Source organism: Actinoplanes sp. NPDC049118, assembly GCF_040648555.1.
Lineage (GTDB): Bacteria > Actinomycetota > Actinomycetes > Mycobacteriales > Micromonosporaceae > Actinoplanes.
Window position 1 is genome coordinate 156,931 of record NZ_JBEZDY010000014.1, and the last position, 10,578, is coordinate 167,508.

Genomic DNA, 10,578 nt, shown 5'->3' on the forward strand with positions numbered 1-10,578 from the left:
ACCCAACGCGGCCCGCGGAGACGCGTGCCGAGCGGCCGTCGCCTACTCGCATCAGGTGACCACTTGCATCGGCGTCTACCGCCTCGCCGCGAGTCTTCCCGCGGCGGTGGGACACCGCTGCTACGACTGCTTCCTCGCCGCACTGCCCGCCCCCGCCGGTCACCGCACCGCCGCAACCCGGGCTGATTCTGCTGACCGTCAACGAGCTACGCCGCCTGGGCAACGTCGTGATCATCGAACCGGCCGACGCCCCGGGGACCCACCCCTCTGGTCGGTTCGCCGACGCCACCAAGCCCGAGCCATGAACAGCCACTACGCCCGGCAAGCCTCGAATGGGGTACTAGGGCGAACCCGCCCTGGCCCGCATCATGGCCCGAATGCGCCAACGGCGGATACCCGGGTCCTTGCGGCGACTGACGAATCGGTCGGGACCGGGCCTTGCGCAGCGGTGTTGATCTGCGGTTACTTGCTGCCGAGCAAGGGTTGCGGCAGTAGACGGGCGAGGTAGCGTGCCGGTCATGACAGACGGCGGGCGGTCGGGCGAGGGTGACCCGGCGGGGCCCGGGTCGGACCTCACCGCACCGACCACGCTCGTGCGGCAGCAGTTCAGCGCCGTGACGGTGACGGCGCTACGGCACACGGTGGCCGCCCAGGTGGCCGTAGCGGGGCTTTCCGGCGACACCGCCGACGACTTCGTGCTCGCGGTGCACGAACTGGTCACCAACGCCGTCCGCCACGGCGGAGGCAGCGGCGACCTGGAGCTGCGCGTGGTCGCCGAGAGCCTGGTGTGCGACGTCATCGATCACGGCGGGACCTCCGACGGCCTGCCTATGCAGTTGTCGCAGGCCGACGTAGCCGGCGGCCGTGGGCTCTGGCTCGCGCACCACCTCAGCCAGGCACTGACGCTGACCCGCCGCCCGGACGGCGTCACCGCCTCGGTCAGCGTCTGCCTCACCGACGCGACGGCGCCATCGCAGAAGCCGATCGCAGACCCGGCAGGCGGCAGCCTCGGAGCATCCCCGTCCGGAGATGGGCAGCGGTGACCGAACCGACCTGGCGCCACGATGTGCGCACCGCCGATGGTCACACCACCATCGAACTGACCGGCGAGATCGACATGAGTGGCTCGACACGCCTGCAGGACCTGCTTGACCAGGCCGTCAACGCGGCAAGTGCAGTCACCGTGGACGTCGCGGCCGTGGGGTTCATCGACTCGACAGTCATCAGCGCCTTCGTCAGGGCCAACAACACCGCCGCGACCCGCGGCTGCCGTTTCGTCGTCGTCAACCCCAGCGCGCAGGTACGCCGCGTCCTGCACATCACCGGCGTCCTGAGCACCCTGGCAGAAGACACCGCCTGACGTTCAGCGGTCGTCGTCGCCAAGCGATGACCCGATGACCGTCGCGGCCGGCTGGCTCAGGCGAGCACTGCGCCGGCACCAGAACGCGCTTTTCGTTCGGGACCGCACGGCCGGACGGAGCGGTGTTCAACGCGGGCGCGATCATTCCCACGGCGTCACCTTCCCCCGTGCGGCCCGCGCCCGCCCCACCGGCTCCAGCGAGGACCGCGCGGACCGCCACCCGCAAAGCCATCGCCGCCGCGTTCGACCGCATCGCCACCGTCGACGACACCCTTGCCCAGCACCTGTGGACCACCGTGCGTGCCGGTCTGAGCTGTACCTACAGCCGGACCCGGCGCAGTCACCCCACTGGCTACTCGAATGAGCCACCCCCGCGTGTGCCGCCGGTTCGCGTGACGGATCCTCAGATCCGGGCGCAGAATCTGCGCATGGCCGTCGACGTGGTGTCCGAAATAGTGATCAACGCGGCTCCGCGGCGGGTCGCCGCGTACGCGGCGGACCCGTCGAACGCCCCGCCTGGTACGTCAACATCGCCTCGGTGCAGTGGCAGACGCCGCCTCCCGTCGCGGTCGGGTCACGGATGAGCTTCGTCGCGCGGTTCCTCGGCAGGCGGCTCGCGTACACCTACGAGGTGGTCGAGTTGACGCCCGGCGAGCGGCTGGTCATGCGGACCGCGCAGGGCCCGTTTCCGATGGAGACGACGTACACCTGGCGCCCGGAGGGCGACGGCGCCACGCGGATGACACTGCGCAACCGGGGCGAGCCGAGCGGGTTCGCGAGCCTCGGCGCGCCGATGATGGCCGCGGCGATGCGCCGCGCGAACGCCAAGGACCTCGCCGCGCTGAAGCGGCTGCTGGAGGCGCAGCGGTGACGCGGAGTCGGGGCTCGCTGCTGAGTTCGCGCGCACAGGACGGGATGCTTCAGCGGGGCTGCAGGCCCTGACGAGCTGCCCTGTGATGGGGCGAATCCGCCGGTGATCCGCCGAGCGCGGTGCGATAGCCGACCACCGGTCAGCTGGTGCGAAACACCCGCGCGGTTGCGCGTAACGCTGGCACGCCGAGCGGAGACTGTCCTGACATGACGAACAACCTGTTCGCAAGCCTGGCGAGACGTCGCGTCACCTGGCTGGTGCTCGCCGCCGGAGCGGTCGTCGTCGCGGTGGTACTGCCGCTGTTCCAGCCATGGAAGCTCTGGGTCGACGAGACCGTCGACGAGCCGCCACCCGCCGCCGCGGCGGCCGCCTCCGGTACGGCGAGCGCCGGTCCGCGGGCCGCGGCCGGGCCGGCGACGATCGCGCGGGGCACTTTCGAGAGCCACGAGCACGACACCACCGGCGCTGTGCGCGTCGTGCGGGACTCCGACGGCGCGCGGTACCTGCGCATCGAGGACCTCGACACCAGCAACGGCCCGGCGCTGAAGGTCTGGCTGACCGACGCGCCGGTGCTGACCGGCAGGGACGGCTGGCACGTCTTCGACGACGGCCGGCATGTCGACCTGGGCGCGCTCAAGGGCAACAAGGGCAGCCAGAACTACCCGATACCGGCCGGCGTGGACCTCGCCGCGTACCGCAGCGTCTCGATCTGGTGCGCGCGGTTCCGCGTGTCCTTCGGCGCCGCACCGCTCACCAACTGAGGAGACCGCCACCCATGCCCGAGACCCGAACTCCTCGGTCACCAAGCAGATCATCGAACGGCTCTACGGGTGTTCGAGCGAGCTGAACGACGCCGGGCAGTACGCGTACTACGGCCGGGTCGGCGGTTGCCTCATCACCGGCAACGAGGACGGCGTCAAGCACTGCGCCCAGAACGTGCTCTACAGCCTGCAGCACATCGGGTACACGATCCCGCCGCAGGCCGACGCCGGTTGGATCGGCGAGGCCGGCCCAGGCCCGTCCTACCTCGACCCCGGCTCGGGTGGCCCGGACAACGACTTCACGAACCGCAACACCACGTTCATGACCTGGAACCTGCTGCACCTCGCGCGAATGTTGAAGGACGCCGGTGGCATCCCCGCGCACGGCAATCAGCGCAGCGGGTGGGACGCCGGCTGCCGCTTCGACTTCGCCAACCCCGAGTACCGATGACCGCCGTCGCCCGCAGGGTCCTGGGCCGGGCGTTAGTGTCCGCTTCTGCCCCCGCCAATGCGGCGCCGCCGGACAACAGGTTCTGTTCCAGGGACGGCCGTGGTCAGGGGTCGAGAGCTTGCGAGGTGTCGTAATACGGCGATCGGCGCAGGTCCTCGTGGTGGTCGCGGCACGCGCCCACGTCGAAGACGGCGGCGTAGCCGAGTTCGGAGAGGCGCATGACGATCCGATACCCGGCGCGCTCCGCGCAGGGGCCGATCACATCCTGGATCGCCCCGGCAGACCACATCACGGCTACCAGCCACCCGGCCTGGCACGTGATCCGCCCAGATCCGGCCTCGTCGCCCACCGGCCGAGCCTATCGGGCACCGTAGGCAATCTGGAGCTGTCCCCGGTTTCGTCGGACGCCTGTGCTGACCGCGAGGGCTCGGCTGCTAGGTAGTGTGCGCTGCGTCGTCCGGTTGGGCCGGGCCGGTTACTGGATCTCTGGGTATGCGGCGTGCGGTGAAGAGGCCGAGCATGGCGATCAGTGCGAGCACGGCGAGCGCGGTCCGGAGGCCCGCGACGCGGGCGTCCTGGTTGACGGTCACGGCGGCGGCGGTGACATCCGGGGGCACGCCGGCTTCGGTGAGCGCGGCCTGGAGTTGGGCATCGGACATGTACGGCACTCCGCTGGCGAGCTGGACGCTGGCCTGGGTCTGCGCCTGGTCCGGGATGGCCGGGTTGCCCAGCACGCCGGTGAGGAACGAGGTGGTGAGGGCCGCGATGAGAACCGAACCCGCGAGGGCGGTACCGAGCGCGGCGCCCAGGTTGGTGGCGGTGTTCTGCAGGCCGCCGACGGCCGGGCTCTGCTCGTCCGGCACCGCGGACACGGTCACCGCGCCGAGCTGGGAGGCGAGCGCGCCGATGCCCAACCCGGCAAGCAGCAGCGGCACGGTGACGATCCGGGCGTCCGCGTCCGCGTCGACCGCGGCGAGCAGGATCAGGATGCCGAGCAGCATGGCGAGCAGCCCGAAGCGGACCACCCGGCGTGGTGACGCGTGGGGTAGGTACTTCGGGATGCCGACGGCCGCGGCGAGCAGGGTGATCGACAGCGGCAGGATCCGCAGTCCGGTCTCCAGCGCGGACAGGCCCAGCGAGACCGACAGGAACAGCGGGATGGTGAAGAACAGACCGGCCTGCACGAGGTAGAGCACGAAGAACATCAGCAGCCCACCGGTCATCTGGTGGTAGCTGAACAGCTCTGGGTTGACAAGCGGTTCCCGGCCTCGTGCCTCCAGGCGTCTCTCCCACCCGAGGAAGATCCAGGTGACGAGCATGCCGGCGAGGATCAGCCACATGGTCGGTGAGACGCCGAACCACGACGGCGCGTCCGGCTTCGGGGTCACCCACCCCCACTCCGACGAGCGCAGGACGCCGAAGACCGCCAGCCCGAGGCCGACGGCGATCAGGATGGCGCCGAGCACGTCGAACCGGGTTCTGGCCTCTGGCGGTGAGTCGGCGATGCGCCGGGCGAGGACGAGGATGACGGCCACGACCAGGACCTCGCCGACGAACACCCAACGCCAGGAGAAGTAGGTGGTGGCGATGCCACCGATCAGCGGACCGACCGCGACGGCGATGGCGCCGGCGCCCATCACCAGGCCGTAGGCTCTCGGCCGGTCCTTGGCGACGAAGTTCCCGGCGACGAGCGCGACGATGGCGGGCAGGATGAGGGCGGCGCCGATGCCTTCCAGCCCGGACCAGCCAAGGATGAGGATCGGCAGGTTCGGCGCGATCGCGGTGATCAGCGACCCCAGGCCGTAGATCACGCAGCCGATGGCGAAGGCCCTGCGGCGGCCGATCATCGTGCCGATCTTCCCGCCGGTCACCATGAGCATGGCCATCACCAGGGTGTAGAGGGTGATCGCGGTCTGGATGCCGGTGATTGTGGTGCCGACGTCCTCGGCGACGGTCGCGATCGCCACGTTCATCACCGAGCTGTCCAGCGTCATGAGGAACTGCCCAGCCGCGAGCGTGATCAGCACCGCCGAGGCGGCCTGCGCAGCACCAGGGCTCGCGCTCCTGCTCATCGGGGCCTCCGAACGTAGATCCGCCGCGGTGATCAACCATTCCACCGGACGTTCCCGGCGTGCGTCCCCCGTAGCGGATGACCCCTGGTCGGCAATCGACGTCCAGCCGGGTGAGCAGCATCGTGGTCGGGGTCGACGTTGGCATGTCGCGGTACGCCTCGGACTGCATCGTCGCGAGCAGCACCCGTGAGGTAGTGCGGACGACCGGAGGCCCGTTCAGGTACGCCCGCACCTCATTCGCCATGGGTGAGGCAGGCGGGGTTCGCCCGGGCCACGATGAACCGCTGCAAAGGGTGCGACCGGGCCGAAGGATTACTAAGGTGAGCATATCGGAATCAAGTACAGATGTCGTGATCGTCGGCGGCGGGTTCGCCTGCGTGACGGCCGCGCGGGAACTGACGATGCGCGGACGACGCGTGGTGTTGCTCGAGGCGCGTGACCGGCTGGGCGGCAGGACCTACACGTCGGAGCATGACGGGCATCCGATGGAGCTCGGTGGCACCTGGGTCCATCCCGCGCAGCCGAATGTGTGGGCCGAGATCAACCGCTATGCGGTCGAGACCGAAACCTTCCCGGTCCTGGAAGGCCTGCGCCAAGCGGTGGTCTCCGGTGGCCGCGTCGTGGACCTGTCCGACAATGACGTAGCCCAGGCGGTAGACGCGCTCGGCCAGTTCTGTACACCCGGCGTGACACTCTTCCCGGAGCCGTACTCGGACGACTGGGGCCGGACCCCGAGGGCTACGGCGACCGGTCGGCGCGCGAACACCTCGAAACCCTGAAGGTCGGCTCGGTGGTGCACGACTGGGTGGAGGCCATGTGCCTTGCCATCAACCTCGGCACCCTCGACCAGTCCGCCGCCACCGAACTCTTCCGCTGCTACGCCCTGGCCGGGTGGAACATGCCGCAGGCGCTCGCCGATGGCTCCGCCCCTCAGCATCCGTCCACTGGTGCGCCGCGACAGGGTACTCGCGGGTGCCCTCGTCGCGGCCGCCGAATTCAACCACGATCCTGCGGGTTTCATCGTTCGACCAGATCACCGTGCCGGTGAGCAACTCGGGTGATGCCGTGTGGTCACCGTGGACGAACCACCCCAGGGCGAACGCTGCCCCGACTCCCATCACCCGAAGTGCCGGCCGCAGTCGATGAGGAACACGCCGGATGAGCGCTCGCGCGGACCTCGACGGCGCCGCCGGAGATGCTGTGCCCTCACCGGGCTGCATGGCCTATGGCTTCGTGAGCAGAGCGGGCAGGGCCGTGGATGCCTGCAGGAGCGCGTCGAAGTTGGTTTCGCCATCGGGGAGGACGCCCTGGGCGACGAGGCGCCGGCAGCCGTCGAGTTCCACGTAGATGTCGCCGCGGGGAGTTTCCAGCCGGGCGAACCGGTTCGCTGGGGTGGTGCAGGTCTTCGCCTTCCCGGAGGTCCGCAGCGTTCGCTTGACGGCGGCCCACCGGCCGGGCGGCAGCAGGCCGCCGGAGACGAAGGTGCCCTGCGGCTTTTCGCTGTCGCGCCCGCTCGCCTTCACCTGGTAGATGCACAGTCGTACCGATGCGGTGTCGTCGGCCAGCGGGGCGAGATCGGCCTGCGGGGACGGGTAGACGCCGGTGAACCAGACCATGTCGGTGTCGACCTGATCGCATCCGCTCGCGGCGGCCTCCGCCGACTCGACCTCGCCGAGCACCCGGGTGGTGACTCGCGTCCAGCGCAGCTTGTCCATGGCGGCCGTGACCTCGGCGAGGGGCTCGCCGCAGTTGCCGCGGGGGATGCCGGGGCGTACCCACCGGCCCTGGGCGTCGAGCAGCACCAGCCGCGGCTGGCCGTAACCGATGGCGGGGCAGGCCGTGCCCGGTGACAGTTCGTCGGCGGACGGCTCCGGCGACGGCGGCGGCGCGTCGGGCAGGCGCAGCGCGGCAGAGAGGGCTGCCACGTCGTCGGTGCGGTCCTCGATGGCGATCGCGTCCGTGCCGCCGTCGGGCCGGTGCTGCGTTGTTTCCCCGCACTGGACGGCGGCGACCGGGCGGAAGGTGTCGACGAGGCGCAGGGGCGTCACGTCGTAGCTCTCGCCGTTCTGATTCTGCATGGACGGTTCGCCGGCGCAGGAGCGCCAGCGGGGGTGGATCTGCGGTGTATTGGAGGGCCGCGGATCCGGCGCGGGCTCGGCCGATTCTGACGCCTGCGCGCCCGCCGGCCCCGTGCCGCCCGCCTGGCCCGCGCAGCCGGCGGCGACCAGGGTGAGCATCGCACCGACCGCGAGCGCCGCACCACCTCGGGCCGTCGCGGCGGCAATCCCGGCGCCCTGGAACCGCAGCTTGATCATTTAGGTGAGCCTAGAGCGGGCCGGTCGTTCACGGGCCGGTAGATGAGTCCGCCAACGGTCCTGAACGGGCATGAGCATCAGCCACCTCGGGCCTGGTGGCCGCCGTTCGGCCGAACCGCATCCACCGGGCGATCTCCACACTGATACCGCACGGCCGACGTTCGACGGCCTGTAGGTGTTCGCCTGCTCGACCGCTGCAGAGTTACACCGGCGCCAGCGGTCAGACGAGGCGCCTCCGCCGTGAAAGCCGGTTACCGAGCCTCAGACTGGCTGACCTTGGGTTTGTGCTCGGCAGCGGCCACGCCGGACGTCTCGGCCCTCGCATTCAGCCGTCTCACCAAGGCCGCGAGACCGTTGAGGGCCGCGGCGTTGATCAATGCGCCTACGGTGACGCAACTCGCGAACTCGAGCCACCACTCGACGCCGCCGAACAGTGGCCGCAGCAGCGTGTCATACAGCGCGCTGGCCGGCAGGTATCCCGGAATGGTCAACAGGGCAGGTACGAGTTCGTGCTTGCTGTAGTCCCACTCGTCCCGCGACAGGATCGACGCCACGGCCTCCACGGTCACGACTGCGACCAACGCCAGGTAGATCCGCGAGAGCCAGCAACCGACGAACCAACGCACGATTTTCACCCGCGGATCATGACCGTTCCCGCAGGTCAGTGGCGTGAGTACCGCTACTCATCCCGGCCGGCATCACCGCGCACCAGCCAGCCTGTCCAAGGGTCAACGCTCGGCGGCTGCGGAGGAGGGCGACCCGAGTTTCGCTTTCAACCGTCTCGCCACGGCCACCACACCGGTGATTGCCGCAGCGTTGATGAGCGCGCCTCCAGCAACGCAGCCCACCCACATCCACTGGACGCCCTCAACGCTGAGCCACTGACCACCCGTAGCACGCCCGACCAGCGTCAACAGCAAGATCGACCCCGGCAGGGACAACGCGGTCGGAAGGATATCGGGGTGGCTGTAGCCCGATCCGTCCTCCGCGTAGCGCGCAAGGGACGGCACCGAGGCGAACACGGTCGCGGCTGCGACCAGGGCCAGGTAGATCCGCGAGAGCCAGCTACCGACGAACCAATGCACGACTTTCACCCGGGCATCCTGACCGTTTTCGCAGGTCAACGCAATGAGCATCCCTACTTAAGCGCACCCACAGCCACCCAGCCACACCCGGCGAGTCAACGCCAATCGCCAACAAAACGGGCAGCCGGTCCTGGTGTGAGTCAGCCCCGCGCGACGATGCCGGAGATCCTGACGCTTTGACGGGCCACGATGATCGATCGTGGCAACCCGCGGTTACGCCCAAGGGCTGAGGCGGAGAATCATCGCGGGGAGTCTCGCCGTCGCCGGACCGCGGAAGGAGACGTCATGGCAGACGACTCTGGGCTGCTCGAGCTCGCACTACCAGGCATCGGGCATTGGCTGCAGTGGCGCAGCGACGGATCGTGGCGCGAACTCAACGACGCTCAGCGCCGCGACGAACTCGACGGTGTGCATGTGGCCAACGCCGATGACTGGGTGGCCTGGAGCGGATTCATCCAGCCGCAAGGGCGCGGTGGTGAATGGGGTGGCGTTTCCACGTGGTGGCTGCTCTGCGGCGAGGTTCCCGATGACACGACCCCCACCGTCGTGCTGGAGGACGGGACACGCCCGCCGGTGCACGTGCTCGGCCGGGTATGGGCCTGCGAGTGGCGTGCCGCCGCTCAGCCAGTGACCGTGCACGTGGCCGGCCAGCAGTTCACACCTCCGTTCGCCGAGCCGATGTACCGACGGTCGTACGGCTGGCGGAGTGGTCGGGGTTGGTGGCGTCCGGGCTCGGCGGGAGGGCGTGGGAGCCGGTAGGGATCGATGGGTGTATCGGTGGCGGGGCGGGTCCGGCGGAGCAGTAGGGCTCGGCCAGATGCCGACGCAGCGCAGTCCGGCCACGTGCACCGCCGAAGCGCCCGTGCGGTTCAGGCCGGCGGTCACCTGTAGGGAGGTCAATTGGGCTTGTCCCGTTTCGACGGACACCGTCCCGGATGAAGCGGAAGGTTCCATAGGCTGACCGAGTGACCAGTCAGTCTCGCACCGATCTACAACGCCGGAACCCTATCCACATCCTTCCCTACGATCCAGACTGGCCCAGCGCCTTCGAACAGCAGCGGCAGCGAGTGGCATCCGCATTGCGGCCTTGGCTTGTCGGCCCAGTCGAGCACATCGGTACCGGGCCTGGCTGCGAAGCCGATCATCGACATGCTTGCCAGGGTTGCCGACTACCGCATCGGTGATTTCGTCGGAGCCATTGCCGGCATCGGCTGGACCCACGCCCCAGAACCGAGCGACGAGCAGTCGAGAAAGTGGTCGTTCTGCTTCCCCGACATCGCCTGGCGTACCCACCATCTTCACATATTCGAGGCATCTCCCGAGAACTGGCAGTTCGTACTGGCGTTCCGCGATCACCTGCGAAGCCACCCCGACGACGCCGCCGAATACGGCCGGATCAAGTCGATTCTCGCCGCAGCCGACGACCATGATCGCTTGCGCTACCGAGCGGGCAAGGCACCATTCATCGAACGACTGCTACATCAACTGAACCCCTCAGCCGATCGGCCGCACCGCGAATAGCGCAGCACCTCCGGCAAGGCGCCAGACTCCCCGCCCGTACTGAACCGGACCTGCCTTGCCTCCAGGGGGCTGTAAGAGCCGTCTTCTTGCCAGTCCCCACCCCCGCGGAGCCGAACATGGACATGCCGGATAGCACCCATCG

Annotated in this window: 12 protein-coding genes and 1 pseudogene; 8 read left to right on the forward strand and 5 right to left on the reverse strand. The window is 69.3% G+C overall.

Annotated elements, in window-relative coordinates:
- Nucleotides 1-518: 518 nt before the first annotated feature.
- The 5 genes from AB0B58_RS23235 to AB0B58_RS23255 all read left to right on the forward strand — a co-directional run bounded on the left by AB0B58_RS23235 (nucleotide 519) and on the right by AB0B58_RS23255 (nucleotide 3,443).
- The gene (locus tag AB0B58_RS23235; RefSeq protein WP_360227055.1) at nucleotides 519-1,043 is read left to right on the forward strand and encodes an ATP-binding protein; all 525 of its coding nucleotides are present in this window, start codon (nucleotides 519-521) and stop codon (nucleotides 1,041-1,043) included.
- The gene (locus AB0B58_RS23240) at nucleotides 1,040-1,360 is read left to right on the forward strand and encodes an STAS domain-containing protein (protein ID WP_360227058.1); all 321 of its coding nucleotides are present in this window, start codon (nucleotides 1,040-1,042) and stop codon (nucleotides 1,358-1,360) included. The genes AB0B58_RS23235 and AB0B58_RS23240 overlap by 4 nt, the downstream gene beginning before the upstream one ends.
- Before the next feature lie 538 nt (nucleotides 1,361-1,898).
- On the forward strand, nucleotides 1,899-2,231 hold the full coding sequence (locus AB0B58_RS23245; RefSeq protein WP_360227061.1) for an SRPBCC family protein: 333 nt from the start codon (nucleotides 1,899-1,901) through the stop codon (nucleotides 2,229-2,231).
- Nucleotides 2,232-2,437: 206 nt separating this feature from the next.
- A complete protein-coding gene (locus AB0B58_RS23250; protein WP_360227063.1) occupies nucleotides 2,438-2,992 on the forward strand; it encodes a DM13 domain-containing protein in 555 nt (184 codons plus the stop codon).
- 175 nt (nucleotides 2,993-3,167) lie between these two features.
- Nucleotides 3,168-3,443: a hypothetical protein gene (locus AB0B58_RS23255; RefSeq protein ID WP_360227066.1), complete on the forward strand. Its 276-nt coding sequence runs from the start codon at nucleotides 3,168-3,170 to the stop codon at nucleotides 3,441-3,443.
- A gap of 103 nt (nucleotides 3,444-3,546) precedes the next feature.
- Here the strand turns inward: AB0B58_RS23255 and AB0B58_RS23260 are convergent, their stop codons facing one another.
- Both AB0B58_RS23260 and AB0B58_RS23265 read right to left on the reverse strand, forming a co-directional pair.
- On the reverse strand, nucleotides 3,547-3,792 hold the full coding sequence (locus AB0B58_RS23260) for a hypothetical protein (protein ID WP_360227069.1): 246 nt from the start codon (nucleotides 3,790-3,792) through the stop codon (nucleotides 3,547-3,549).
- Between the two features lie 85 nt (nucleotides 3,793-3,877).
- Complete coding sequence (locus AB0B58_RS23265; RefSeq protein ID WP_360227072.1) at nucleotides 3,878-5,515, reverse strand: MFS transporter; 1,638 nt, start codon at nucleotides 5,513-5,515, stop codon at nucleotides 3,878-3,880.
- Nucleotides 5,516-5,835: 320 nt separating this feature from the next.
- Here AB0B58_RS23265 and AB0B58_RS23270 point away from each other — a divergent pair, with 320 nt between their 5' ends.
- Nucleotides 5,836-6,294 carry an FAD-dependent oxidoreductase gene (locus AB0B58_RS23270; protein WP_360227075.1) on the forward strand — a complete coding sequence of 153 codons (459 nt, stop codon included), beginning with the start codon at nucleotides 5,836-5,838 and terminating at the stop codon, nucleotides 6,292-6,294.
- 444 nt (nucleotides 6,295-6,738) lie between these two features.
- On the opposite strand, the gene AB0B58_RS23275 is transcribed toward AB0B58_RS23270, so the two are convergent.
- From AB0B58_RS23275 to AB0B58_RS23285, 3 genes are all read right to left on the reverse strand, one after another.
- Nucleotides 6,739-7,830: a hypothetical protein gene (locus AB0B58_RS23275; protein ID WP_360227078.1), complete on the reverse strand. Its 1,092-nt coding sequence runs from the start codon at nucleotides 7,828-7,830 to the stop codon at nucleotides 6,739-6,741.
- Between the two features lie 251 nt (nucleotides 7,831-8,081).
- Nucleotides 8,082-8,465: an SCO4225 family membrane protein gene (locus AB0B58_RS23280; RefSeq protein ID WP_360227081.1), complete on the reverse strand. Its 384-nt coding sequence runs from the start codon at nucleotides 8,463-8,465 to the stop codon at nucleotides 8,082-8,084.
- Nucleotides 8,466-8,558: 93 nt separating this feature from the next.
- Complete coding sequence (locus AB0B58_RS23285; RefSeq protein ID WP_360227083.1) at nucleotides 8,559-8,924, reverse strand: SCO4225 family membrane protein; 366 nt, start codon at nucleotides 8,922-8,924, stop codon at nucleotides 8,559-8,561.
- Nucleotides 8,925-9,200: 276 nt separating this feature from the next.
- On the opposite strand from AB0B58_RS23285, the gene AB0B58_RS23290 reads away from it, so the two are divergent.
- Complete coding sequence (locus tag AB0B58_RS23290; RefSeq protein ID WP_360227086.1) at nucleotides 9,201-9,674, forward strand: hypothetical protein; 474 nt, start codon at nucleotides 9,201-9,203, stop codon at nucleotides 9,672-9,674.
- Nucleotides 9,675-9,982: 308 nt separating this feature from the next.
- A pseudogene (locus AB0B58_RS23295) lies at nucleotides 9,983-10,436 on the forward strand (GrpB family protein).
- Nucleotides 10,437-10,578: the final 142 nt, after the last annotated feature.